We start from the raw sequence: 24,218 nt of genomic DNA, 5'->3' as shown, positions 1-24,218 counted from the left end.
ATCGCTCTGGCCGGCATTGCGCAACCCGCATAACGGTCAGCTCTCTTTGAGCTAAAAGCCGCCGGCAGGCTAAGCCGAAATGAGTGCTGGATCGTTCTAGACGATCTCGTCGGTTCGATCGGAGGAACTACGCAGCGGTCCGCGGAGTTAGGCGTACAGCAACCAGTGCAGAGGAGAGCTCTGATGGCACCGCGCAGAAAACCCGACGATCCATCCGAAGGCCCGACCATCGAACAGCAGGATTGGGACGCGATCAAAGGCAGTAAAATTCTACCAGACAGCGTGCCGGGAAACGGCGACATCCGTTACGATCTCGACAAAGAGGCTGAACTGCCCGAGGAAGACGACGACAATCCGTACCAGGAGAGCGACGAGGCGCTGCCGGACGACGAAGAGGAACGCGCCCTCTCGCGCAACCCCTCGAGGCAGGATATCGACGAGCCGTGAACGGCAGCAGTTCAATACCGTGGCAGCCGCACGGTTTCGGCCAAATTCCGTGAAAGTTCCTCCAGCGACAGAAAGGCCCGGCGGGGAGGAAGCGCCGGGCCTTTGTCCGAATGCCGTGCGATCGGCTGTCACAGTCGCTAGAGTAGAACGACTGCGCTTCCAACCGTTGCCGGTGGTTGTTGTTCCACCGGAACCGAAAAACATGGCGCGGTTCGCCAGCATTGCTGCTTGGATCGCCTTCGGCCCGACCTTCGATCACGATTTCTGTCTGACGGAACAACTCCAAAAAACGCTCGTTGGATAATCATCGCAACCAGCGATGCAGCTCTAATGGAGACCGACCATGATGAAAAAAATCCTTTCCGCAACCGCACTCAGCATTGCCCTTGCCACTTCGGCGATGGCGCAATCAAACGGCACTGGATCCGGCACCAACGATCCGGGAGCGGCCACCGGGACAGGCACTGGCACCATGGCTCCCGGCACCGATAATGCAACTCCTGCCGATCCAAACGTAACCGGTTCAACCACCGACGGCGCCGACGGCATGAGTGATCGGTGCAAGGACGTAGTGGAGGCCGATAAGAACACTGCCAGTGGCACTGCAACTTCGGATAGAGAGGATTGCCCCGAGTAACGGAGCCAAGGCCCCCTGAGGCCGCAGTGGCGCGCCGCGCCACCTGTCAGACAAAGCCGGGAACCGGCTTTGTCTTTCCGCTCAGTTGCGCACCCCACGTCAGCGCCTGCGGTAAATTCCGAATAATTGCCGCCATCAATGGGGCGCTGCTTGGATTAACGGCAATCCCGGCAAGGGCGGCGGCGGCGTAGACCCGGGTTGAAAACAGACTTTTCCAGGCTGCCTCGCAGCGTCTGCCGGCGGCCTCGCGCCCTGCACGGCCGCTTGGCGCGCATGAGAGTTCGCAAGCCAGCAGCCAACCAGACTGAAGCGCCATCGAGATGCCCTCGGCGATGACGGGATGAGACTCTCCGGCTGCATTGCCGACGCGAAAGATGTCGCGTTCGTAGCAGGAGCGAATTCCCGGCCGGATCGGACCTGCGGCAAGCCACGGCCCGTCGGCGGCAGCTGACTCTAGTGCATCCGTCACTCCCCGACATGATTCCATCAGATGACGGGAGACCGCCTCGGCCGCCGACAAATGGCTCTGGTGTCTAGGGCCAGCTTGTTTGCGCAACTGCGCGAGCATATCGCGCCGAATGCAGCACGAGATCGACAGCCGGCCATGATCCGCCGAAACCATGCCGCCATAACCGCCAGGAAATACCAGCAGGGGCATCAAATCAGGCGCCAGGGACGACCCGGTAAAATGCGCCTTGAAGCCGAACAGGTCCGAAGGGCGGTTGGTCTTTCCGAGCTGGCTGGGCAGCGGTCCTGCCTCCCAGGAGCCGTGTGCGGCGACAATCACCGGCGCGCGCAGCATCGTCGTTTCGTTTCCGGTTTGAATTCGCACCAATTGCGCCTCGCCATCCGGGTCGATGGCGACGGCGCGGCAAGGCTGAAAGATTTCGACGCCCGCCGATTGCGCCGCCTGCAAAAGCAGACAGTCGAGAATGTCTCGGCCAAGCGCCCGGCCGAAACCATCTTTTTTCTCGCAGGACCCATCTTTCGCGGGAGGCATTGGCGCTTCGACACTCGCATCGCCGGAAAAGAAGCCGACGCGGCGGATTTCGGGGCCGGCGTTGGCACGCCAGGCATCGCCGATCTCCAGCTGGTCCAGAAGCGCAAGATTGCTTGCCGATATATATTCGCCGCAGACCTTGCGGCGCGGGAACACGCTCTTTTCCACAATAGCCACGGCCCATCCGCGCCGGGCCAGCGTCAGCGCGACGGACGTGCCCGCCGGGCCGGCGCCTATGATGATCGCGTCATGGGTCGACAATCGCGTCATAGGTCATGACCGGCGCTGGCGCCGACGAAAATGTGGGAAAAGAGGCCGGCGCGCCGTTCTTCGACCGGTTTGCCGTTTGCCGCGAGCCAGAGACCGGAAAGCTCGCTGCCGCGAAAGCCGGCACGCACGCTTTGAGCCGCGTCGTTTCGTGTGACGTCATTGGCGCCGATCGCCGGGAGAAGGCGGGTCGCGGCCAATGCCAGTTTGGTCCGCAACGGCTCTGTCGCCAACAGCAACGGGGCCTTCGGCGCCATCAGCGAAAACAGACGCACGAGCCCGGCATCGTCGAAATGATGCAGAAACAGATTGACGGTGATCGCGTCGAACCGCGTGCCCGCATTCTTTCTCGCCCAGTCGAAGACATCGGCGGTGACGCCTTCGACCATCCATCCCAGCCTGTCGAAATCGCCACGCAATTGCGCGGTGATGAGGTCGACGCGGTCGAGCATTACCAGTTCGACCCCAGGCCAATGCCCGGCCATGCGCCGCGCCACCGCCAGCATGAAGGAGCCATCGCCGGCGCCGATCTCCAGAATCCGGCGCGGCGGCCCTGGCACAAATTTCTGCAGCAGCGACGCCATGATCCTGGCCTGAAACATCAGCGCGTTGATGCGGCGGAGGTCGCGGCGCGCCGCAAGCGCTCGTGGATCGTCGGCCGCAAGCCCGTCGAGGATTTCCGGCGCAAGCTGGCGGTGCTCCAGGCTGCTCATGACGCCGTTCGGAAAAGCATGGTTTCGGCCGCCAGCCCGGGTCCGAACGACATGCCGCAGCCGAGCATGCCTGGTGGCGCCTTCAACATCTCTTTCATCACGAACATGACGGTCGCCGACGACATGTTTCCATATCGGCGCAACACCTCGCGCGATGGCTCCAGCGCGGTGGGCGCGAGTTCCAGGGCCCGTTCGACGGCGTCGAGCACCGAACGTCCCCCCGGGTGCACGGCCCAGAGGTCGATCGCCTCGGTCGGCCGACCACCGAGGATGGCGTCGTGATTGCTCCGCAACGCGTTATGGATTGCTGCCGGGACCTGGCCGGAAAGAACCATTTCGAAACCGTGGTCACTAATGCTCCAGCTCATCAGATCCCGCCGCTCGTCCGCCACGATGCCGTAGAAGCTTTCGAGCTCGATGCCGTGCGGCTCGGCGGTGACGAGCGCAGCCGCACAGCCATCGCCCCAGAGGCAGAACGACAGCAGCTTTTCCAGTTCGCTGGTTTCCCGCAGATGCATCGTGCAGAGTTCGATATTGACCAGCAGGACCCTGGCCTGCGGATCGGAGCGGACGATGTGGCGGGCAAGCTTGAGGCCGTTGATCGCCGCGTAGCAGCCCATGAAACCGATCATCGTGCGTTCGACCGTGTCCGGCAGGCCACATCGCGCAACCAGCTCCAGGTCGATGCCCGGCGCTGAAAAACCGGTGCAGGTGGTGACGATGAGATGGGTGATGCGGGAAGCGCCACCACCAAGCTCCAATCCGTCGACGGCTTTTTGCGCGAGAACAGGTGCGGCATGACAGAACATCGCCATTCTCTCGGCTGTTCCAGGAAAGGCACCCCGGATGAACCTCCCGGCCAGATCTGCTGATGGACCTTCGGGGTCGCCGGCAGGTGCAAAGCATGAATAGCGGTGCTCGATGCCGGCAACGTCAACCATGCGTTCGAAAATTCTTCGACGATCGGCCGCAAGCATGGAGGCGGCGAAACGCAGATAGAATTGATGAACCTCGTGCTCCGGCACTGCTGTCGCGATCCGGTTAATATACGCTTTGGCCGGCATATTCGGTCTCCACGGCGTCGCGCACGGTATTTTCTAAAACCACCGCCGGAGGTTGTTTGGTCATCGGCACCAGGTGTCGGGCAGCAGGCATTGAGTGTTGTTGATGAACGTTTCTGAGAACTGATTTCATCCCACCTGTGCTGTTGCCAGGCGATGCTGCGGTTCGCCGGCATGTAGGAACATAGGCTCCATAACCGAGGCGTCCACCGAAGTGCCCTCGCTTCGGGCCGCGGCGCCATTGCTTCCGGCCCTCGGTAGGCGCGGTATTTTTCTGAGCGATGGAACATTAGCGCATACTAACGATTGTAGGGTGACAGCGAATATCTCCCGGATGTTGGCTGCTGGACCGGGATCCCGGTCGGCCCGCGCTCCTCCAGAGGCGCGGGCCTCCGGTCCAAAGAGTAATTGGCGGCTTAGGCTCAGTTTGGAACGAGAACGCCGTGAGGGCGTTCGCCATAATTATCGGGAGCCGCCACAGGCTCGCGGCAAAGATAAAGGAGAGCTGTCATGAACAATATCATCTGGCTGGTCGGGGCCGTCGTTATCGTAATTGCGATACTCAGCTTCCTTGGCCTTCGTTAGGTTCGCCTTTAGCGACGCCTACGCCGAGCAAGTCGTAATTTGGGTCGTCTCTGGAAGCCTGAGGTTTGCAGGCGCAGCAGCTATTGGCTAGCGAAACGACCCCGCTCTTTCACCGGCGAAGTTCCTTGCCTGATCCATACTCTCCCAGACGCAGCGCTCACGGCGATGAGCGGTGGCAGCCCGCTTGGCCAGCGGCCGGCTTCAGTTGCTGCCGGACCAGATCGCGACTGGCCGGGTGCGGGCGCCGATTGACGTTGCTGTGCCTTTTCTTCATTCTCCTGTTGCTGCCTGATACGAGATTCAGCAATGAAGCGCAGTCTCGCTTTCGGTGTGATTGTGATCGCCGTCCTCGGCCTGCTGGGCGGCGCCGCACTTTTGATTGCCGGCCAGTCCAGAGTTTCGCAAGATGCGATCCAGTCGTCGGTTACCCGCACCGCTGAATTGATCGACAGCGCCTGGAAGCTGCCCGTGGCTGCCACGTTCGATGCCGACGTCACATGGCAATCAAACGGATCAAGGTGCGGCCCGGCAAGTGTCGCAAACACGTTCCGCTCCATCGGCGAGGAGGAGACAACCGAAGCCGAAGTCCTCGCTGGAACCGGAAAGTGCTGGACGGGCTTCTGCATCATCGGGCTCACGCTGGACGAGCTTGCCGAGGTCGCTCGAACGAACACCAAGCGGAAGGTCTCCGTGCTTCGGGATCTGAGCGCCGATGCATTTCGCGAGCACATGAAGCGCGCCAACGATCCCGGCCGCCGTTACATCGTCAACTTTACCCGTGAGAAGATTTTCGGCGCCGGCGTTGGCCATTTCTCCCCGGTCGGAGGATATCTGGAGGCCGAGGACATGGTCTTCGTCCTCGATGTAAACGAGGATTATAAGCCTTGGCTGGTCGAGCGTGAGCGCCTGTTCTCAGCCATGGACACAATCGATAGCGATGGCGACAAAAAGCGCGGCTTGCTGCTGATCGAGTAGCGAAGTCGCAAGCTTTTCGATTGCCTTGCCTTCAATCGACCAGCACAGCGACCACTGCGGTGCAGTCGCCCGCCTTGACCAATCCAGGGAAATGGCGGGCAGCCAAAAGACCCGACATCCTTGCCCTGATCTCCTGAGGTGCGGCACCGGTGCGGCCGATGGAGTGGATGCGCGCCAGGACCTGGCCCTTCTCGACAGGCTCGCCGAGATCGATCATCGTTTCGATCATCCCGTCGTCCTCGGCGAACGAGAAACAATCGCCCGACGGCATGTCGAGCCAGCGGGTCGGCTGCGTCTCGACCGCACCGGCGACAATGCCGGCATGGCGCAGCACATTGAGCACGCCGCGACGGGCGATCCGCACCGTTTCCGCGCGGGAGGTGCCACCGCCGCCAAGCTCCGTGGTGATGAACAGCTTCCCCATCTCCTCGGCGGCAGTGTCGAACATGCCGACCGCGTCGATTTCCAGCATCTTCATCGACCAGGGTGCCGAGAACGCCTCGACCACGGCGAAGCCCTTCGCCTCCAGCACTTTGTCGGGCCGGATATGGGCGGCGCAGAACGGCACGAAGTCGAGCGTCTTGCCGCCGGAGTGGAAGTCGAGCGCGATGTCTGCGCGGGGAAGCAACTCACGTTGAAAATAGTCCGCGATCTTCTCGGTCACCGTCCCGTCAGGCCGGCCGGGAAAGCTGCGGTTCAAATTGCCCTTGTCGATCGGCGAGGTGCGGGTGCCGGCGCGGAACGCCGGATAGTTCATTGCCGGCACGATGATGACCGTGCCGCTGACTTGCTTGGGATCGAGCGTGCGGGCGAGATCGTAGAGCGCCAGCGGCCCCTCATACTCGTCGCCATGGTTGCCGCCGGTGAGCAATGCGCTTGGCCCGCTGCCGTTGCGGATCACGCAGATCGGGATCATCACCGATCCCCAGGCTGAGTCGTCGCGGCTGTAGGGCAGGCGCAAGAAGCCGTGCTGCACGCCGTCGCGGTCGAAATCTACGCTCGGCGTGATTGGCGATGGGCGAAGGCTGGACATCGGGCTCAATTCTTGACCACCAGTTTGCGCGGCACATTGGCCAGGCACTCGACGCCGGTCTCGGTGATCAGGATGGATTCGGTGATCTCCAACCCCATCGTCTCCAGCCACAGGCCGGTCATGAAATGGAAGGTCATGCCGGGCTTCAGGTCAGTGCGGTCGCCGGGGCGCAGGCTCATAGTGCGCTCGCCCCAATCCGGCGGATAGGAAAGCCCGATCGGATAACCGGTGCGGTTGTCCTTGACGATGCCGTATCTCTTCAGCACCGCGAAGAAGGCGTTGGCGATGTCCTCGCATGTATTGCCGGGCTTTGCCGCGGCCAACCCCGCTTCCATTCCTTCCAGCGTCGCCTTCTCGGCATCGAGGAATTCCTGCGTCGGTCTACCGAGGAACACAGTCCGCGAAAGCGGACAATGGTAGCGGTTGTAGCAGCCGGCGATCTCGAAGAAGGTGCCCTCGCCCGACTTCATCGGCCGGTCGTCCCAGGTCAGATGCGGCGCCGACGCATCGGCGCCCGACGGCAGCAGTGGCACAATCGCCGGATAGTCGCCGCCAATTCTTCCCTCTGGCCCGTCGACGCCGCGCGTGCCGGCATCATAGATCTCGGCGACCAGGTCGCATTTGCGCATGCCGACTTCGATCTTGTCGACAATGCGCTGGTGCATCGCTTCGACGATGCGGGCGGCCTTGCGCATATAGTCGATTTCGGTCGGGCTCTTCACCGCTCGCTGCCAGTTGACGAGTGCCGTGGCGTCGACGAAGCGGGCATTGGGCAGATGTTTCTGCAGCGAAGCGAAGGCAGCGGCCGAGAACCAGTAATTGTCCATCTCGACACCGATGCTGAGCTTGCCCCAGCCACGATCGGCCAGCACCTGCGAGAGAAAATCCATCGGGTGGCGTTCGGTCGACTGCACATAATGGTCGGCATAGCCGACGATGTTGTCGTGCGCGAGATAGGCGGTGCGCTTGGCGCCGTTGGCGTCCTGGCCGCGCCCGTACCACACCGGTTCGCCCGACGGCGGCACGATGACGGCCTGGTGGACGTAGAACGACCAGCCGTCATAGCCGGTCAGCCAGGCCATGTTGGACGGATCGCTGACAACAAGCAGATCGACGCCCTCGGCTTCCATGGCCTTCCGGGTCTTGGCGAGGCGATCCGCATATTCGCCGCGCGAGAATTTTAGATTGGGCTGCATTGTTCTTGGTCCTCGTTTGTTGGGCCTTGCGGCCGGCATCAGCTTTCGAAAATCGTACCCGTCTTGGCCGCCCGGGCACGGTCGCGGGCGAGCGTGGCGATCGCCGTGTCCTGCACGCCGGTGCCGGTGAGGTCGGCGATGGTGATGTCGCTGGCCGAACGGCGGCCATGTCTATCGCCGGCGATGATCTGGCCGAGCTCTGTGATCTCGGCATCGGCTGCCATCACCCCCGTCGCGATGGCATGATGCAATTCGCCCAGCAGCCGCGTCTGCTTCGCGCTGTCGGCGACGTAGAGATCGGCCATGCGCAGGATCGCCGGCGCGATCTCGTTCTTGTGCTCGGCGTCCGAGCCCATAGCGGTGATGTGCTGGCCGGCCGAGACGAAGCCGGCCTTGATCAGCGGTTCGGTCGACGGCGTCGTGGTGACGATGATGTCGGCGCCGGCCGCCGCCTTTGCCGCGTCGGGCTCAGCATGCACGACGATGCCCAGTTTTTCGCGCAATGCATCCGCCGCGGCTTCGGCCTTCGCGGCATCCCTCGCCCAGATCCGCGCCTCGGCGATCGGCCGCACCAGCATAAGCGCCTCGAGCTGCAGTCCAGCCTGGACGCCCGCGCCGAAGATCGCGGCGACAGAGGAGTCGGTTCGCGAAAGATGTTTCGCCGCGACCGCTCCGGCCGCGGCCGTGCGGATGTCGGTCAAATAGCCATTGTCGAGCAGCAGCGCCTCGACCAGCCCGGTTTTTGACGACAGCAGCACCATCATGCCGTTGACGCTGGGCAGGCCGAGCTTCGGATTGTCGAAGAAGCCGGGACTGATCTTGACGGCAAAACCGTCGATGCCAGGCACATAGGCGGTTTTGACGTCGACCTCGCCGCGATGCTCGGGAATGTCGAGCCGCAGGATCGGCGGCATCGCCACCGGCAAGGTGGCAAGCGCGCGGAACGCATTTTCGACGCAGGCGACGGCATCGAGATCGAGCTTCACGATCGCGCGCAATTCGGCTTCGGTCAGTATCGTCATCCGGCTCATGCGGCGCTCTCCTCAAATGCTTCGCCACAAACGACTTTCCTGTGCAGCGTCATGTCGATATTGCGGCCCGACAGAATGAGCACAGTGGGGCCGCTCGCCCTGACCTTGCCGGCAAGCACGGCGGCGATGCAAACCGCGCCGGCGCCTTCGACGATCTCGCGCTCCTGTTCATAGGCGTGGCGGATGCCGGCGGCGATCTCGTCCTCATTGAGCAGGATAACATCGTCGAGCAGGTCGCGGCACATCGAGAAGGTCAGCCGATTGTCGAGGCCGATACCGCCTCCGAGCGAATCCGCCAGCGTCGGCAGTTCCTCGACCAAGACCGGATGTCCGGCATCGAGGCTTGCCTTCATCGCCGCACCCCGCGCCATCGAAACGCCGATGACCTTCGTGCCGGGGCTGACGCCCTTCACGGCAGCGGCGACACCCGCCGCCAGCCCGCCGCCGGACAGCGGCACCAGCACCAGGGCAGCGTCAGCAACCTGCTCGATGATTTCCAGCCCAAGCGTGCCTTGCCCGGCGATGATATCGGGATGGTCGAAGGGCGGCAGCATGATCAGACCGTCTTCCGCGACCAGCCGGTCGACCTCCTGCTGCGCATCGTCCTGGCTGTTGCCGACGATGCGTATCTCGGCGCCGAGCCGGCGGATTTCGTCGAGCTTGTTCTGCGGCACCAGTCGCGACATGCAGATCGTCGCACGCATGCCTTCGAGCTTCGCCGCATGGGCCAGCGCCCGGCCGTGATTGCCGGTCGAAGCGGCGACCGCGCCGCGCGCCTTCTCCTCGGCGTTCAGCGAAGCGATGGCGTTCGAGGCGCCACGCAGCTTGAAGCTGCCGGTGGTCTGCCGATGTTCGAGCTTGAGATAAACGGGCGCGCCCAAGTGCCCGGAAAGACTCGGGGAAAGCACGGTCGGCGTGCGCTCGACCTTGCCTGCGACGCGCTCGCGGGCGGCGCGGATATCCTGAAGGGTTACGGACATGCCTGTTGCCAGAGGGGGGTGCTCGCTCATGCCGGACATCGCCTCATTGTCTCAACAGGGTCATCAGACGGCCGAATTCGGCGCGCGGCTCGTCGTCGCCGCAAAGCCGCAGGCAGTTCCAGGCGGTCGCCTGGTTGCTGGTCACCACCGGACGGCCGATCGCCTCTTCCATGCCGACGACGGCAAGTGCGGCCCGCAGCGCCGTGCAGGAGACGAACAGCGCGTCCGCTTGCGCATCAGTCGCCTCGCGCGCCAGATCGACCAGCGTGGCCGGTGCAATCCGCGCCATCTCGCGGTCGTCGTCGAAGCCGAGACAGGTGAAGCTGGCGATCTCGAAACCGTGCGCCGCGAAATAGGCGGCCATCGGCCGGCTGGTCTCGACAGTATAAGGAGTGAGAATACTGATCGTCCTGGCGCCCAGCGCCTTCAAGCCGCGCACCCCTGCCATCGGCGGCGTAACCACGGGTACGCCGGGCTTGGCCGCCTGCACCGCCGCCTCGATCTCGGCATCGCCGATGACGACCGAGGCCGAGGTGCAGGAATAGCAGACCGCGTCGAGCGGCTCATCAGGCAGGATGAGCGCGGCGCCCGCCGTCAGCGACGGCTGCATCTTGCGCAAATTGTCCGGCGTCGTCGGATTGGCATAGGGGATGCGCGCGACATAGACGCCGATCCGGTCGCCTGCCACCATGCGGCGAAAATCCGGTTCGGTCGTATGGTCGGTGGCAAGGATGATCAGGCCGACGCGCTTTTCCAGCGGACGCGCGTCGAGCGCCGGCCGTGTCGAGTGCAAGCGGATGTCGACTGGAGCGGTCACCACGCGCTCCTTGCCAGCGGTTTGGTCGAAGGAACTGTCATTTTTCAATGCGCCCGTAGCGGCGTTCCAGCCAGCGCAGCAGCACGACCGAGAACAGGCTGATGACGAGGAAGAAGGCGCCGACCAAGGTCATCGGCTCGACATAGCGGTAATAGGTGTTGGCGACGCTCTTGGCCTGGTTCATCAGTTCCAGCACGGTGATCGCCGAAAGCAGCGGCGTCTCCTTGAACATGGCGATAAAATAGTTGGCAAGCGCCGGGATCATCGGCGGGATAGCCTGCGGCATGATGATGTGGGTCCAGGTCTGCCTGGCGTTGAGATTGCAGGCCTTGGCGGCTTCCCACTGGCCGCGCGGCACATTGTCGATGCCGGCGCGATAGACCTCGGCCGTGTAGGTGCCGTAATGCAGCCCGAGGCCGATGACGCCCGCCACCAGCGGCGGCAGCAGGATACCGATGTCCGGCAGCACGTAGAAGATGAAATAGAGCTGCACCAAGAGCGGCGTGCCGCGGATGAACTCGGCAAGGAAGCCGACGCTGCGCGACAAGCCCTTGTTCGGCGAGCGCCGCGCCAGCGCGATAGCCAAGCCGACCATCGCTGCCAGAACCGAGCCGAGCAGCGTCGCCAGGATGGTGATCTTCACGCCCTCGATCAGGGTCGGCATGATCTCCCAGACGAAATTCCAATCCCACTCCATTACGAGGCCCGATCCATCAGACGCGCACCCCGTCGAGGCCGCGCGCCATGCGGCGTTCCAGCGAACGCACACCCCAGGAAATGATCAGCGCAAGGGCGAAATAGATGACGAGAATGGTGGTGAACGGCACCAGCGTGTTGCCGGTCTGCGAGCGTACCACCTGGGCCTGGAAGGTCAGGTCGGTGAGCGAGATCAGCGAAACGACGGCGGTGGCCTTGAGCAATTCGATGGCGTTGTTGCCGAAGGTCGGCAGCATCACAAGCAGCGCCTGCGGCAGGATGACATGGCGCATGGCTTGCCAGCGGCCGAGATTGACCGCGATGCAGGCCTCGTACTGTTCGCGGCCGATCGACTGGACGGCGCCGCGCACCACCTCCGCGCCATAGGCGCCGACATTGAGGCCAAGCGCCAGCACGCCGGCCTGCAGCGGCGTCAGCGAAATGCCGATGAAGGGCAGCACGAAATAGGCCCAGAACAGCTGCACGAAGATCGAGGTGCCGCGGAAGAATTCGATATAGGCGGTGGCCAGCGCCCGAATGGCGAAAAAATGCGACAGCCGCCCCAGCCCGGCGAGAAAGGCCATGATCAGGGCAAGCACCGACCCCATCAGCGTCAGCTCGATGGTAACAAGGGCTCCCTGCAATATCAGGCCGAAATAGCCGGACCATTGGGTCATGAAGTTCGAATTTCCAGCGTTTTACGGTTACAGTCTTGGCATCTTCTCCCCGTTCACGGAGAGAAGATGCCGGCAGGCAGATGAGGGCAGAGCCAATTTGGCAGAACTGGCGCTGCCCCTCATCCGTCACTTCGTGACACCTTCTCCCCGTGAACGGGGAGAAGGAAAAAGGCGCCTATTTTGCCGAGCAGAGCTTGTCGCGGCTCGTCGACATCGCCGCCGCGGCCGAAAAACCGTAGGGCTCGATGATCTTGGCGAATTCGCCGGACTCCTTCAGCTTGGCCAATTCGACGTCATAGGCGTCGCGTAGCGCCTCATCGCCCTTCTTGAACGCCGCGCCGTCGCAATAGACCGGCGCGCCGACCACCGGGGCGACGACTTCGAGGTTCGGATCGTTGGCCTTCTTGACCAGATCGTTGATCGACAGCACCGGCAGCGAATAGGCGTCGATGCGGCCGTCCTGCAGCATCTTCAGGCCGCTCTGGCCATCCGGCACGACGATGACGCGGTCACGCGGCACGCCGGCAGTGAGCGCCAGCTTCTCCTCGGTGCCGCCGCCCGGCGCCCCGATCGTTGCGGTGGCATCCTTGGCGACATCCTCATAGCTCTTGAAGCCCTTCGGGTTGCCCTTCTTGACCAGCATTGCCTCGGCGTCGCACAGCACCGGCTCCGAATAAGCGACCGCCGCGCAGCGCTCCGGTTTCATGAACAGGCCGGCGGTGACGACGTCGAAACGGCCGGCCTGCAGGCCAGGGATCATCGCGCCATATTCCGAAATCGAGGCGACGATGTCGTTGACACCAAGACGCTTGAAGATTTCACGGGCCACATCGGGTGCCGCACCCGAAACCTTGCCGTCGGCCGCAACCGCCGTATAGGGCGGCTCGTTGGCGATGGCGACACGGGCGAAGCCCTGTGCCTTGAGTTCTTCGAGCTTGCTGTCGTCGGCCGATCCCGCGGTCGAAGCGGCCAGGATTGCGGTCAGCGCAACACCGGCGACGCCGGCCAGAATGCCAAGTTTCTTCATTGTTCCCAACTCCTTGTTTCTCTTTTGGTTTGGTCGTTCCACGGGACGGCTTCGCCGCCCTGGGAGGACGGCGCTGCCGCCCGGGGCATGGCAGTCAGACGCGATGTCCGGCCGCGATGATCTTCTTCAGGAAAGCTTGCGTACGCTCCTGCTTGGGGTTGCGGAAAATCTCGTCCGGCTTGCCTTCCTCGACGATCTTGCCGCGGTCGAAGAACAGAACCCGGTCGGCGAAATCATGGGCAAAACCCATTTCGTGGGTGACCAGCAGCATGGTCATGTCGGTCTCCGAGCACAGCCGCCACAACACGTTCAGCACCTCCTCGACCAGTTCCGGATCGAGCGCCGATGTCACCTCGTCGAACAGCATGATCCTGGGCTGCAGCGCCAAGGCGCGAGCGATGGCAACGCGCTGCTTCTGCCCGCCGGAAAGCTGCGCCGGCATCGCTTTGGCCTTGTCGGCCATGCCGACCATGTCGAGCAGTTCCATCGCCCGTTTTTCGGCGGCGGCGCGCGGCATGCCCTTGGTCAGGATCGGCGCCAGCGTGACGTTGTCGATGACGCTCTTGTGCGGAAACAGGTTGAACAGTTGGAAGACCATGCCGATCTTCTGGCGCATTCTTGCCAGATGCCGTTCGTCGGCGGGCAGCAACTGGCCGTTGCGCTCCATGTGGTAAAGCTGCTCGCCGTCGATCTGGATGTGGCCGCTGTCGATCCTCTCCAGCGTCATCAGGATGCGCAGGATCGTCGTCTTGCCGGAGCCGGATGGGCCGATCAGCGCCAGCTTCTCGCGCGGCATGACCTGCATCGACAGTCCGTCCAGCACCTTGAAGGTACCGAAGCTTTTCGAAATGGCGTCGATCTTGATGATGGGCGCGGACAAAGAATTCCCCCGTGCTGGAGAAGCTGTGCCTTAACGATGCTGAACGCGCCAAATCATGTCAATCAGGAAAATAAACTCATGACAATGTTTCTGACTCCGCAGAATTTCGCGGCAATGTCTGCCTAGATCGCCAGCAGCAGATGCTCCGGGTCGCCGAGCAGAAGCTTGGTGACAACACTGAGGCCGGCGCGCAGTTCCCCCTCGGTGGTCGAGCCCAGCGAGATGCGCACTGCCGGCTGCCAGGGCGCCGCCGAAATGCGAAACGATGTGCCTGGTGCGATCGCCACGCCCTGCAGGCGGGCCTGTGAGACGAAGCCCTCCTCGGCGCGGTCGCCGGGCAGTTCCAGCCACAGATGCAGCCCGTCACGATGGACGCGGTAGTCGACCCCGGCAAGCACCTGGGCGGCAATCTCCTGCCGCCGCCGCAGCGCCGACCGTTGCCAGCGGACGAGTTCCATCGCCGTGCCGTCGGTCACCCATTTTGTCGCGATCTCCGCCACCATCGGCGTCGCCATCCAGTTGGAGACGAGATGCCGGTTGGCGACGGCAGCGACATAGCGGTCGGGCGCCGCGAGATAACCGATGCGCAGGCCTGGCAGCACGATCTTGGTGAAGGAGGTGACGTAGAGCGTGCGCTCGGGCGCGAAGGCGGCGACCGGCGGCGGACGCCCCTCGACCAGCGGCCCGAGCACGTCGTTCTCGATGATGGCGATGTCGTGCCGGCGCGCCACCGCAGCGATCTGCTCGCGCCGCGCGGCATTCATCAATGTTGCAGTCGGATTGATCACCGAGGGCTGCACGAACACGGCGCGGATGTCGGAAAGCCGGCACGCCTCGTCGAGCGCCTCCGGGATCAGGCCGTTGTCGTCGATCGGCAGGCCCTCGAGGTTGAAGCCGAGATAGCGCGCCAGCGGGATCAGCGTGTGATGGCCGATCGCCTCGGTGGCGACGGTCGAACCCGGCGGCGCCACGCTCATCAGCGCCACCGTCATGCCGGCCGTGGCGCCGTTGGTCAGGCTGACATTCTGCGCCGACACGTCGAGACCGCACAGCCGCAGCCATTCGACCGCCACTGCACGGTGGCGCGGAAACACCATGTTCGGCCGGAACGACAGCGCCGAGGTCGACGGCAGGTTCTCGGCGAGCCAGCCCAGCGCCTGCTTCAGCCTCTCCAGATGCATCGGCTCGCAGACCGGCTTCAGGATCGACAGATCGATGACCTCGCCAAGGCGCTCCGGCAGATAGGGCGGCTCCGGCTCGCGTCGCTGCGTCTGCACGAAGCTGCCGCGGCCGATCTCGCCGGAGACCAGGCCCCGGCGGATCAGTTCCTCATAGGCGCGGCTGACTGTCTGCACCGAAAGCTTCAAATCGTCGGCCAGCCGGCGATGCGTCGGCAACCGCGCGCCGTTGGCCAGCCGTCCGTCATGAATGGCGCGCGCGAACTGGTCGGCGAGCGATTGATAGGCCGGCCGCCGGATAAGCGCGGGATCTGGACGCCACAATGTCATGACATATTAGAGATCGAAATCAGTGCAATTGACAATCGAAATAATGCGCCGTCATGGTGTAGCGGAAAAAAGTGGACGCTTATGGCCGCATTGAAACTGGATCAGATCGACCTGAAAATCCTCGACGCGGTTCAGCGCGACGGGCGCATCACCAAGCTGGCGCTCGCCGACAAGGTCGGCCTGTCGCCGACGCCGTGCTGGATGCGGTTGCGCAAGCTGGAAAAGGCCGGCATCGTCTCCGGCTATCACGCCAGGGTTGCAATGCGCGCCGTCGCGCCGGTCGCCACCGTCCTGATGGAGGTGACGCTGGCCAGCCACCGCCAGGCCGATTTCGACCGTTTCGAGCGCGTCATACGCGACGTCCCCGAAATCGTCGCCTGCTGGTCGGTGGGCGGCGGCGTCGACTATCTGCTGAAAGTGATGGCGCGCGACATCGACGCCTACCAGCGGCTGGTCGACGCCCTGCTCGAACGCGAGATCGGCATCGACCGCTACTTCACCTACATCGTCACCAAGACGGTGAAGGAGGAGGTCGCCTTGCCGGTGGCGGATCTGTTGCCGACGCCGTCGTGAGGTCTGAGCAAATCGCAAAGAGTCCCCTCATCCGGCCGCTTCGCGGCCACCTTCTCCCCGGCGGGGAGAAGAGAAAGGTGCCGGCGCTGCGATCTCCTCTCCCCTCGGGGGGAGAGGTCGGATTGCCCCGAATTGCCCTTTGCAATTCTTTTGGCAATCCGGGTGAGGGGGCACTTCCTCGATGAGATAGCCCAGCCTATAAGCTGAACAGATTGTCTGCCCGAGCAGCCCAATAGAGACAATCTCTCTACGCGTGCGCTCCGAAACAGCCTCTCTGTCTGCGCCGCGCGCATAGTCTCTCCGCATCACTCCGAAACCGGGAGACCTCGAACATGTCCGCGCATTTTGCCCGCCCACAACGCCACGAAGCGCTTGACCGGCTCGCCGACCGCCGGCTGCTGCGCCAACTCGCCTATGTCGACGGCCACTGGACGGCGAGTGAAGCCGCCGAGAGTTTTGGGGTGGCCGACCCTGCTACAGGCGCCACCGTTGCCTGGGTTGCCGCGCTCGATGCCAGGCAGACGAGCAAGGCGATCGACGCGGCGTCGCGCGCCTTTCCCGCCTGGCGGGCGGCTCTCCCACAGGAACGCGCAAGAATCCTGCGAAAATGGTTCGATCTGATCATCGCCGCCAAGGACGATCTGGCGCTGTTGATGACGCTCGAACAGGGCAAGCCTCTCAAGGAATCGCTTGGCGAGATCGACTACGCCGCCTCCTTCGTCGAATGGTACGCCGAGGAGGCAAAGCGCCTCAACGCCGAAAGCGTCACCAGCCATTTGCCAAACGCCGAGATGATGGTGCGGCGCGAACCGCTCGGCGTCGTCGGCGTCGTCACGCCGTGGAATTTTCCGGCGGCCATGCTGACCCGCAAGGCTGCGGCCGCGCTTGCCGCCGGCTGCACCATCGTCGCGCATCCTTCGTCGGAAACGCCGTTGTCGGCACTGGCGCTGGCCGAACTCGGCGAACGCGCCGGCCTGCCGGCTGGCGTCTTTAACGTACTCACCGGCAAGGCTTCGACCATCGTTGGGCTGATGTGTGAAGATCCGCGCGTCCGCGCCATGAGCTTCACCGGCTCGACCGAGATCGGCAGGCTGATCGCCGCGCAAAGTGCGCCGACGATGAAGCGGCTGGTCATGGAGCTTGGCGGCCATGCGCCGCTGATCGTGTTTGCCGACGCCGATTTCGACAAGGCGGTGACCATCGCCGTCGACGCCAAATTCGCCACTTCCGGCCAGGATTGCCTCGCCGCCAACCGCATCTATGTCCAGCGTCCGATCTACGATCGTTTCTGCGCCGCTTTCGCCAGGCGCATCGAGGCGCTGCGGATCGGCAATGGCCTGGCCGGAGACACCGACATCGGGCCGTTGATGCATGAGCGCGGTGTCAAGAAGGTCGAGGAGCAAGTCGCCGATGCGCTCGCCCATGGCGCGCGCTGCCTCACCGGCGGCGGCAGACATCCGGCCGGGCCGCTGTTCTACCGGCCGACCCTGCTCGCCGATGTCACCGACGATGCGCTGATCATGCGCGAGGAAACTTTTGGTCCGGTCGCCGCGGTGACGACCTTCGACAGCGAAGACGAGGTCATCGCCCGCGCCAACGCCACCGAATTCGGGCTCGTCGCCTATGTCGTCACCGAGAACGGCGGCCGCCAATTGCGCATGGGCCGCGCGCTCGACTACGGTATGGTCGCCATCAACCGCGTCAAGATCACCGGCGCGCCGATCCCGTTCGGCGGCGTCAAACAGTCCGGCATCGGTCGCGAGGGCTCGCGCCACGGGCTCGAAGCCTTTACCGATCTTAAATATCTCTGCCTGGACGTGGCGTAAGGTGTATCGACATTCAGGTGATGCCGGTCTGCAAATGGCGGCGTCCTGCGCTTCCGGTGCTCCGTATGAAAAGTACGCTCCGCTCCGGTTCTCGGAAGCCACTTCGACTCGGCCTAGCCTGAATCTCGACACACCTTAGGCCGCGTCGGGACCATCTTTCACCAAGGAATTAAAAAAATGCTCGACCAGTCCAACGAACTCGCCGCCTGGGACCGCGACCACTTCTTCCACCCCTCGACCCATATGGGCACGCATGCACGGGGTGAATCGCCGACCCGCGTCATCGCCGGCGGCGAAGGCGTCACCATCTGGGACAATAACGGCCGCAAGAGCATCGATGCCTTCGCCGGGCTCTATTGCGTCAATGTCGGCTATGGCCGCCAGAAGATATCAGACGCCATCGCCGCCCAGGCCAGGAACCTTGCCTATTACCACGCCTATGTCGGCCACGGCACCGAGGCGTCGATCACCCTTTCCAAGATGATCATCGACCGCGCCCCGCAAGGCATGTCGAGGGTCTATTTCGGCCTCTCCGGTTCCGACGCCAACGAAACCAACATCAAGCTGATCTGGTACTGCAACAACGTGCTCGGCCGTCCCGAGAAGAAGAAGATCATCTCACGCTGGCGCGGCTATCACGGCTCCGGAGTCATGACCGGATCGCTGACCGGGCTCGACCTGTTCCACAACGCCTTCGACCTGCCGCGCGCGCCGATCCTGCACACCGAAGCGCCCTACTATTTCCGCCGCGCCGACCGCTCGATGAACGAGGAACAGTTTTCCCAACACTGTGCCGACAAGCTCGAAGAGATGATCCTGGCCGAGGGCCCGGACACGGTCGCCGCCTTCATCGGCGAGCCGATCCTCGGCACCGGCGGCATCGTGCCGCCGCCCGCTCTGTACTGGGAAAAGATCCAGGCGGTTCTGAACAAATATGATGTGCTGCTGGTCGCCGACGAAGTGGTCACCGGCTTCGGCCGGCTGGGCACCATGTTCGGCTCCGACCATTACGGCATCAAACCCGACCTGATCACCATCGCCAAGGGCCTGACCTCGGCCTATGCGCCGCTGTCGGGCGTCATCGTCTCGGATAAGGTCTGGCAGGTGCTGGTCCAGGGCTCCGACAAACTCGGCAGCTTGGGCCATGGCTGGACCTATTCGGCGCATCCGATCTGCGTTGCCGCCGGTGTCGCCAACCTGGAACTGATCGACGAGATGGACCTGGTGACCAACGCCGGTGAGACCGGCGCCTATTTCCGCGCCGAACTGGCGAAAGCCGTCGGCGGCCACAAGAATGTCGGCGAGGTGCGCGGCGACGGCATGCTGGCGGCAATCGAATTCGTCGCCGACCGGGACGACCGCGTGTTCTTCGATGCCGCGCAAAAAATCGGGCCTCAGGTCGCGACCGCGCTTGCCGAGCTTGGCGTCATCGGCCGCGCCATGCCGCAAGGCGACATTCTCGGCTTTGCGCCGCCGCTATGCCTCACCCGCGAAGAGGCCGACATCGTCGTGTCGAAGACGGCCGATGCGGTGAATGGCGTGTTTGCCAGCATCTAATTATCGACCTTGGTGCCGCCGCTCATCCGCCTGCCGGCACCTTCTCCCCGTGAACGACGGGGAGAAGGGACAAGCTCCAGCGCTGGCGACCCCCCTCTCCCCGTTGTTCACGGGGAGAGGGTAAGGGTGAGGGGCAGCGCCAACCTGGAATATCTGGAAGCAACATCAATGACCTCCAAAGCGCTCCCCGCCACCATGGCCGCCGTGCTTCTGACCGGTCACGGCGGGCCGGAAAAGCTTGTCTATCGCACCGATGTGAAAGTGCCCTCTCCCGCCCCCGGCGAGGTTCTGGTCAAGGTCACGGCGTGCGGCATGAACAACACCGATGTCTGGGTGCGCCAGGGCGCCTACGGCACGGAAGAAGATGCTGCCGCCGTGTCGACCTGGCGGCGTCAGGGCAATACGCTGACCTTCCCGCGAATCCAGGGCACCGACACCGTCGGCAACATCGTTGCCGTCGGCGAGGGTGTTTCTTCGGCCCGCATCGGCGAGCGGGTGATGGTCGATTTCTCCATCTACAACCGCGACGATGATTCACTCGCCGACATCGACTATATGGGCCATGGCCGCGACGGCGGCTATGCCGAGTTCCAGACCGTGCCGGCCGAGAATGCCCATGTCGTCGCCACCGACCTGACCGACGTCGAGCTCGCCACCTTCTGCTGCGCTTACCTTACCGGCGAACAGATGCTCGAACGCGTCGCATTGAAGGCCGGCGAGCGCGTGCTGGTCACCGGCGCCTCGGGCGGCGTCGGCTCCGGTATCGTGCAGTTGGCGCGGGCGCGCGGCGCCATCCCCTATGCCGTCGTCGGCAAGGGCAAGGAACAGGCGGTGCTCGCCATCGGCGCCGAGGCGGTGATCACCCGTGGCGTCGCCGATCTGCCCGCCGCCGTCAACGACGCAACCGGCGGCCAGCCGATCGACGTGGTTGCCGACCTCGTCGGCGGTGCGATCTTCAACGACCTGTTGCGCATCCTTCGGCCCGAGGGTCGCTACACCACCGCCGGCGCGATTGCCGGCCCGGTCGTGCAACTCGATCTGCGCACCATGTACCTCAAGCAATTGCAGCTGCACGGCTCCAGCCAGGGTACGCGACACGATTTCCGTCGTATCGTCCGCTACATCGAGGAGAAGAAGATCCGGCCGCTGGTCGGCGGTGTCTACAAGCTGTCCGATTTCCACCGTGCCCAGGCGGATTTCATTGCCAAGGATTTTGTCGGCAAACTGGTGGTCGTTCCGGATGCCGTTGCGGATCGCCGATAAGATGAAGCACGTAGTCTCTGCATAGAGAATTTGGTTGTTTGACTGAGCCTGAAAAGGCCGTGGGTGGTCGCTGCCCGACCAGACTGCAGCCGATCTCCAACGCTGGCGATTGGCATAAGCCTTCGCATTCCAGCTAGTTTCCGTCCATAATGCTGCGGCTCAGAATAAAAGCGCTCTGTAGCGATCCTTCGCGCCCCCTCTGTCCTGCCGGACATCTCCCCCACTTGGGGGCAGATTGGCAGTTTCGCGGACAGCGTCCCTATTGCAAGGTTGATGGTTGGCGAAATCAGTGATCAAGGCCAATCTCCCTCCTTGTGGGGGAGATGTCCCGGCAGGACAGAGGGGGGCGCTGTCCCTCCACGATCAAAGCGTTCTGCACCGCAGCAGCGCTCCGAGGTAACGGAATGGGTCCCAGGGTCTGCGCGCAAAACCATTCTGATTTGGCCGCACGACGGCAACAAGGATTCCTGAACCTCTCCTGCGGCGTTATAAGTTTTTCGCAATTTTCTTATAACGCCGCTTGCGGTCGACCGTCTTCATGTCAGGCGGCTCCAGTTAGCGGCTCCAGTTATAAGAAAAATTCGGTTCTCTTATAACGGCATGATCTCGAGCGACGGGCGCCACTACAGGACCTGCTTGACCGCGGCTTCAAGCGATCTTTCAAACGCGTCGATCACCTCATCGACCTGGGGCTCGGTGATAATCAGCGGCGGGCAGAAGGCCAGTGCATCGCCCATGTTGCGCGAGATGACGCCGTTCTGCTGCATGAAACCGTTGACGAGCCCGCCCAGTGCGCCGGCCGTCTCCCACGGCGTCTTGTTCGCCTTGTCGCCGACCAGTTCGACCGCCGCGATCAGGCCGACGCCGCGCACCTCGCCGACAAGCGGGTGCGAAGCGAGCTTGCGCAGCCGCTTCTGCATATGCGCGCCGACCGTGCGCGCATTGCCGACGAGATCACGCTCCTCGATCAGCTTCAGGTTCTCCAGCGCGACCGCCGCCGCAACGGGATGGCCGCCGCCGGTGAAGCCGTGGCCGAAGGTGCCGATGCGATTGCTTTCGTCGGCAATCGGCTCGAAAACCTTCTCATTGATCAGCAAGGCCGAGATCGGCAGGTAGGACGAAGAGATCTGCTTCGACAGCACCATGATGTCGGGCCTGATGCCGAAGGTCTGCGAGCCGAACATTTCGCCGGTTCGGCCAAAGCCGCAGATCACCTCGTCGGCGACGAGCAGGATGTCGTATTTCGACAGCACCGCCTGGATCTTCTCCCAGTAGCCTGCCGGCGGCACGATGACGCCGCCGGCGCCCATGATCGGCTCGCCGAAGAAGGCAGCGACGGTTTCCGGTCCTTCGGCCAGGATCAGCTTTTCCAGATCGTCGGCAAGCCGGCTCGAAAACTCTCCTTCGCTCTCATTTGGCAGCGCCTCGCGCCAGTGGTGCGGCGTCGAGGTGTGCAGCACATTGGCGATCGGCAGGTCGAAGGAATTGTGGTTGTTGGGCAGCCCGGTCAGGCTCGCCGAGGCAATGGTGACGCCGTGATAGCCGCGAATGCGGCTGATGATCTTCTTGCGCGCCGGCTGGCCGAGCGCATTCGACCGGTACCAGATCATCTTCATGGCCGTATCGTTGGCCTCGGAGCCGGAATTGGTGAAATACGCCTTGCTCATCGGCACCGGCGCCATCTGCACCAGCTTCTCGGCGAGATCGATCAGCGGCGAATGCGATTTGGAGCCGAAGTCGTGATAGTAAGGCAACTTGGACATCTGGCGCACCGCAGCGTCGACCAGCCGCTTCTCGGAGAAGCCGACCGCGACGCTCCAAAGCCCGGCCATCGCCTCGATATAGCGGTTGCCGGCGAGATCCTCGACATAGATGCCGTCGCCCTTCTCGATGACCAGTGGCCCTGCTTCCTCGTGCTTGCGGGCATTGGTATAGCCGTGCATGTGGTAGCTGATGTCGCGGGCTTCGGGAGAATTCGGTCGAGCGTCCATGATGGCTCCTGTCCTGCATGCCGGGACGTGCGTCCTGCCGCCGTTCGGCGCGCGCATCGGCCTCTGGATTAATGCTGTTTGCTGCATCCGTTTCTTGTAAGGGTGTCAAGCCCTTTTGGAAGGGCAGGCGGATGGACGGAAGACATGCAGAATTTCAGCTTCGAGGCTGCTGAACGCGAGAACCTGCGCCAAGCCGGCGGTGCGCGTGGCCAAGACTTGATTCCCGAACAGGTCACCAGCAGGCACAACAACAAGGCTGAGGTGGCCTGATCGTGGACCATGTCGACTGCATCGTCGCCGGCGCCGGCGTCATCGGCCTCGCGATCGCGCGAGAGACGGCGCGGCGCGGCATGGACACCCTGATCCTCGAGGCCGAGAACGCGATCGGCACCGGGACCAGTTCGCGCAATTCCGAGGTCATCCATGCCGGCATCTACTATCCGGCCGGATCGCTGAAGGCCCGGCTCTGCGTGGCAGGCCGCGAAAGGCTCTACCGTTATTGCGAGGAGCGGGCGGTGCCGCATGCGCGCTGCGGCAAGCTCATCGTCGCCACAAATGCCGAACAGGAGCCGGTGCTCGCTTCGATCCTGGCCAACGCCGCTGCTTGCGGCGCGGGCGATTTGACGTCCTTGACCGCAGCAGAGGCGCGCAGGCTGGAACCCAAGCTGCGCGGCACGGCCGCGCTGCTGTCACCCGCCACCGGCATCATCGACAGCCATGCGCTGATGCTTGCACTGCTGGGCGACGCCGAGGAGCACGGGGCGGCGCTCAGCCTCAACACCCGCATCGTCTCGGGCCGCATCGAGGGCGAGCGCATCGTGCTCGACACGGTCGACAGCACCAGCGGCGAGCGCTTTGAAATCGCCACCAAGCGCTTCATCAACGCCGCCGGGCTTGGCGCCGCGGCACTTGCCGGCTCGCTTGACGGGCTCGACCGGCAATTCGTGCCAGAACTTCGCTACGCCAAGGGCAATTACTTTTCGGTCGCCGGCCGGGCGCCGTTCTCGCGGCTGGTCTATCCCGTGCCCGAACCCGGCGGGCTCGGCGTCCATCTGACGCTCGACCTCGACGGCGTCGCCCGCTTCGGGCCTGACGTCGAATGGACCGATCAACTCGACTATCGCGTCGATCCAATACGTGGCGAGCGCTTCTACGACGAGATCCGCAAATACTGGCCGGACCTGGCCGATGGCAGCCTGCGGCCGGCCTATAGCGGCATCCGGCCGAAGCTCTCCGGTCCCGGCGAAGCCAATGCCGACTTCGTCATCCAGGACGCGGCGGTGCATGGCGTGGAGGGCCTGGTCAATCTGTTCGGCATCGAGAGCCCCGGCCTGACCTCAAGCCTGGCGATCGCCGACCATGTCGCCCAGCGCCTCGCGCCGAAGGCGGCTAGCCGAGGGCGACCCGCGCGAGCGCGCCCGCTGCCAAAGGCATAATCCAAACGCCCGTAAGCCATCCATAAGCCGGGATCGCGGAAC

General features: G+C 63.5%; 23 protein-coding genes. 9 read left to right on the top strand and 14 right to left on the bottom strand.

Annotated elements, in window-relative coordinates:
- Window positions 1-183: 183 nt before the first annotated feature.
- The gene (locus AC0L3D_RS06975; protein WP_128173097.1) at window positions 184-447 is read left to right on the top strand and encodes a hypothetical protein; all 264 of its coding nucleotides are present in this window, start codon (window positions 184-186) and stop codon (window positions 445-447) included.
- Between the two features lie 343 nt (window positions 448-790).
- Complete coding sequence (locus AC0L3D_RS06970) at window positions 791-1,084, top strand: hypothetical protein (RefSeq protein WP_023797860.1); 294 nt, start codon at window positions 791-793, stop codon at window positions 1,082-1,084.
- Window positions 1,085-1,130: 46 nt separating this feature from the next.
- On the opposite strand, the gene AC0L3D_RS06965 is transcribed toward AC0L3D_RS06970, so the two are convergent.
- The 3 genes from AC0L3D_RS06965 to AC0L3D_RS06955 are packed head-to-tail and all read right to left on the bottom strand — an operon-like array spanning window position 1,131 to window position 4,128.
- Entirely contained in the window at window positions 1,131-2,354 is a 1,224-nt protein-coding gene (locus AC0L3D_RS06965; RefSeq protein WP_473630058.1) for an NAD(P)/FAD-dependent oxidoreductase, read from the bottom strand.
- Window positions 2,351-3,064 (bottom strand): methyltransferase domain-containing protein, encoded by a 714-nt coding sequence (locus tag AC0L3D_RS06960; protein ID WP_473522806.1) that lies wholly within the window; start codon window positions 3,062-3,064, stop codon window positions 2,351-2,353. Before AC0L3D_RS06960 ends, AC0L3D_RS06965 begins: the two co-directional genes overlap by 4 nt.
- Complete coding sequence (locus AC0L3D_RS06955; protein ID WP_287171122.1) at window positions 3,061-4,128, bottom strand: type III polyketide synthase; 1,068 nt, start codon at window positions 4,126-4,128, stop codon at window positions 3,061-3,063. Before AC0L3D_RS06955 ends, AC0L3D_RS06960 begins: the two co-directional genes overlap by 4 nt.
- A gap of 888 nt (window positions 4,129-5,016) precedes the next feature.
- On the opposite strand from AC0L3D_RS06955, the gene AC0L3D_RS06950 reads away from it, so the two are divergent.
- Complete coding sequence (locus AC0L3D_RS06950; protein WP_287342162.1) at window positions 5,017-5,685, top strand: phytochelatin synthase family protein; 669 nt, start codon at window positions 5,017-5,019, stop codon at window positions 5,683-5,685.
- 31 nt (window positions 5,686-5,716) lie between these two features.
- Here the strand turns inward: AC0L3D_RS06950 and doeB are convergent, their stop codons facing one another.
- From doeB to ehuR, 10 genes are all read right to left on the bottom strand, one after another.
- Window positions 5,717-6,718 (bottom strand): N(2)-acetyl-L-2,4-diaminobutanoate deacetylase DoeB, encoded by a 1,002-nt coding sequence (doeB, locus tag AC0L3D_RS06945; RefSeq protein WP_287171126.1) that lies wholly within the window; start codon window positions 6,716-6,718, stop codon window positions 5,717-5,719.
- Window positions 6,719-6,723: 5 nt separating this feature from the next.
- Window positions 6,724-7,914, bottom strand: coding sequence for an ectoine hydrolase DoeA (gene doeA / locus AC0L3D_RS06940; protein ID WP_128173101.1), 1,191 nt, complete (start codon window positions 7,912-7,914; stop codon window positions 6,724-6,726).
- Between the two features lie 38 nt (window positions 7,915-7,952).
- Window positions 7,953-8,945, bottom strand: coding sequence for an ectoine utilization protein EutC (gene eutC, locus AC0L3D_RS06935; protein WP_287171128.1), 993 nt, complete (start codon window positions 8,943-8,945; stop codon window positions 7,953-7,955).
- On the bottom strand, window positions 8,942-9,925 hold the full coding sequence (gene eutB, locus AC0L3D_RS06930) for a hydroxyectoine utilization dehydratase EutB (protein WP_128173103.1): 984 nt from the start codon (window positions 9,923-9,925) through the stop codon (window positions 8,942-8,944). Before eutB ends, eutC begins: the two co-directional genes overlap by 4 nt.
- A 43-nt stretch (window positions 9,926-9,968) precedes the next feature.
- A complete protein-coding gene (gene eutA / locus AC0L3D_RS06925; protein ID WP_473481400.1) occupies window positions 9,969-10,742 on the bottom strand; it encodes an ectoine utilization protein EutA in 774 nt (257 codons plus the stop codon).
- A gap of 37 nt (window positions 10,743-10,779) precedes the next feature.
- Window positions 10,780-11,439 (bottom strand): ectoine/hydroxyectoine ABC transporter permease subunit EhuD, encoded by a 660-nt coding sequence (gene ehuD, locus AC0L3D_RS06920; protein WP_027155679.1) that lies wholly within the window; start codon window positions 11,437-11,439, stop codon window positions 10,780-10,782.
- Window positions 11,440-11,455: 16 nt separating this feature from the next.
- On the bottom strand, window positions 11,456-12,115 hold the full coding sequence (gene ehuC / locus AC0L3D_RS06915; protein ID WP_473643616.1) for an ectoine/hydroxyectoine ABC transporter permease subunit EhuC: 660 nt from the start codon (window positions 12,113-12,115) through the stop codon (window positions 11,456-11,458).
- A gap of 175 nt (window positions 12,116-12,290) precedes the next feature.
- Window positions 12,291-13,142, bottom strand: a complete 852-nt coding sequence (gene ehuB, locus AC0L3D_RS06910; RefSeq protein ID WP_023797848.1) for an ectoine/hydroxyectoine ABC transporter substrate-binding protein EhuB — start codon at window positions 13,140-13,142, stop codon at window positions 12,291-12,293.
- A gap of 94 nt (window positions 13,143-13,236) precedes the next feature.
- Window positions 13,237-14,022, bottom strand: coding sequence for an ectoine/hydroxyectoine ABC transporter ATP-binding protein EhuA (gene ehuA / locus AC0L3D_RS06905; protein WP_023797847.1), 786 nt, complete (start codon window positions 14,020-14,022; stop codon window positions 13,237-13,239).
- A 122-nt stretch (window positions 14,023-14,144) separates the two neighbouring features.
- Window positions 14,145-15,530: a MocR-like ectoine utilization transcription factor EhuR gene (gene ehuR, locus AC0L3D_RS06900; protein ID WP_023797845.1), complete on the bottom strand. Its 1,386-nt coding sequence runs from the start codon at window positions 15,528-15,530 to the stop codon at window positions 14,145-14,147.
- Window positions 15,531-15,620: 90 nt separating this feature from the next.
- Here ehuR and AC0L3D_RS06895 point away from each other — a divergent pair, with 90 nt between their 5' ends.
- From AC0L3D_RS06895 to AC0L3D_RS06880, 4 genes are all read left to right on the top strand, one after another.
- The gene (locus AC0L3D_RS06895; protein WP_236391383.1) at window positions 15,621-16,103 is read left to right on the top strand and encodes an Lrp/AsnC family transcriptional regulator; all 483 of its coding nucleotides are present in this window, start codon (window positions 15,621-15,623) and stop codon (window positions 16,101-16,103) included.
- 332 nt (window positions 16,104-16,435) lie between these two features.
- Window positions 16,436-17,929, top strand: a complete 1,494-nt coding sequence (locus AC0L3D_RS06890) for an NAD-dependent succinate-semialdehyde dehydrogenase (protein WP_473537007.1) — start codon at window positions 16,436-16,438, stop codon at window positions 17,927-17,929.
- Between the two features lie 177 nt (window positions 17,930-18,106).
- Complete coding sequence (locus AC0L3D_RS06885) at window positions 18,107-19,486, top strand: aminotransferase (RefSeq protein ID WP_473643614.1); 1,380 nt, start codon at window positions 18,107-18,109, stop codon at window positions 19,484-19,486.
- A gap of 168 nt (window positions 19,487-19,654) precedes the next feature.
- Window positions 19,655-20,749 (top strand): alcohol dehydrogenase family protein, encoded by a 1,095-nt coding sequence (locus AC0L3D_RS06880; protein ID WP_473537009.1) that lies wholly within the window; start codon window positions 19,655-19,657, stop codon window positions 20,747-20,749.
- A gap of 623 nt (window positions 20,750-21,372) precedes the next feature.
- On the opposite strand, the gene AC0L3D_RS06875 is transcribed toward AC0L3D_RS06880, so the two are convergent.
- Window positions 21,373-22,740, bottom strand: coding sequence for an aspartate aminotransferase family protein (locus AC0L3D_RS06875; RefSeq protein WP_473643612.1), 1,368 nt, complete (start codon window positions 22,738-22,740; stop codon window positions 21,373-21,375).
- A 144-nt stretch (window positions 22,741-22,884) separates the two neighbouring features.
- Here AC0L3D_RS06875 and AC0L3D_RS06870 point away from each other — a divergent pair, with 144 nt between their 5' ends.
- Window positions 22,885-23,010: a hypothetical protein gene (locus tag AC0L3D_RS06870; RefSeq protein WP_287249441.1), complete on the top strand. Its 126-nt coding sequence runs from the start codon at window positions 22,885-22,887 to the stop codon at window positions 23,008-23,010.
- 2 nt (window positions 23,011-23,012) lie between these two features.
- Entirely contained in the window at window positions 23,013-24,176 is a 1,164-nt protein-coding gene (locus AC0L3D_RS06865; RefSeq protein WP_473614688.1) for an NAD(P)/FAD-dependent oxidoreductase, read from the top strand.
- Window positions 24,177-24,218 lie beyond the last annotated feature (42 nt).

Source organism: Mesorhizobium sp. WSM4837, from assembly GCF_055811435.1.
The sequence above is the reverse complement of the archived record's forward strand: the minus strand, read 5'-3'. Positions and strand labels throughout refer to the sequence as shown.

Bases quoted from the DNA above. Each gene is read 5' to 3' on its own strand.
- ehuC (WP_473643616.1), bottom strand. From the start codon at position 12,115: ATGACCCAATGGTCCGGCTATTTCGGCCTGATATTGCAGGGAGCCCTT.
- ehuR (WP_023797845.1), bottom strand. From the start codon at position 15,530: ATGACATTGTGGCGTCCAGATCCCGCGCTTATCCGGCGGCCGGCCTAT.
- eutB (WP_128173103.1), bottom strand. From the start codon at position 9,925: ATGTCCGTAACCCTTCAGGATATCCGCGCCGCCCGCGAGCGCGTCGCA.
- AC0L3D_RS06975 (WP_128173097.1), top strand. From the start codon at position 184: ATGGCACCGCGCAGAAAACCCGACGATCCATCCGAAGGCCCGACCATC.
- AC0L3D_RS06875 (WP_473643612.1), bottom strand. From the start codon at position 22,740: ATGGACGCTCGACCGAATTCTCCCGAAGCCCGCGACATCAGCTACCAC.
- ehuB (WP_023797848.1), bottom strand. From the start codon at position 13,142: ATGAAGAAACTTGGCATTCTGGCCGGCGTCGCCGGTGTTGCGCTGACC.
- AC0L3D_RS06880 (WP_473537009.1), top strand. From the start codon at position 19,655: ATGACCTCCAAAGCGCTCCCCGCCACCATGGCCGCCGTGCTTCTGACC.
- doeB (WP_287171126.1), bottom strand. From the start codon at position 6,718: ATGTCCAGCCTTCGCCCATCGCCAATCACGCCGAGCGTAGATTTCGAC.
- AC0L3D_RS06955 (WP_287171122.1), bottom strand. From the start codon at position 4,128: ATGCCGGCCAAAGCGTATATTAACCGGATCGCGACAGCAGTGCCGGAG.
- doeA (WP_128173101.1), bottom strand. From the start codon at position 7,914: ATGCAGCCCAATCTAAAATTCTCGCGCGGCGAATATGCGGATCGCCTC.
- AC0L3D_RS06965 (WP_473630058.1), bottom strand. From the start codon at position 2,354: ATGACGCGATTGTCGACCCATGACGCGATCATCATAGGCGCCGGCCCG.
- AC0L3D_RS06885 (WP_473643614.1), top strand. From the start codon at position 18,107: ATGCTCGACCAGTCCAACGAACTCGCCGCCTGGGACCGCGACCACTTC.
- AC0L3D_RS06890 (WP_473537007.1), top strand. From the start codon at position 16,436: ATGTCCGCGCATTTTGCCCGCCCACAACGCCACGAAGCGCTTGACCGG.
- eutC (WP_287171128.1), bottom strand. From the start codon at position 8,945: ATGAGCCGGATGACGATACTGACCGAAGCCGAATTGCGCGCGATCGTG.
- ehuD (WP_027155679.1), bottom strand. From the start codon at position 11,439: ATGGAGTGGGATTGGAATTTCGTCTGGGAGATCATGCCGACCCTGATC.
- AC0L3D_RS06970 (WP_023797860.1), top strand. From the start codon at position 791: ATGATGAAAAAAATCCTTTCCGCAACCGCACTCAGCATTGCCCTTGCC.
- AC0L3D_RS06950 (WP_287342162.1), top strand. From the start codon at position 5,017: ATGAAGCGCAGTCTCGCTTTCGGTGTGATTGTGATCGCCGTCCTCGGC.
- AC0L3D_RS06870 (WP_287249441.1), top strand. From the start codon at position 22,885: ATGCAGAATTTCAGCTTCGAGGCTGCTGAACGCGAGAACCTGCGCCAA.
- AC0L3D_RS06960 (WP_473522806.1), bottom strand. From the start codon at position 3,064: ATGAGCAGCCTGGAGCACCGCCAGCTTGCGCCGGAAATCCTCGACGGG.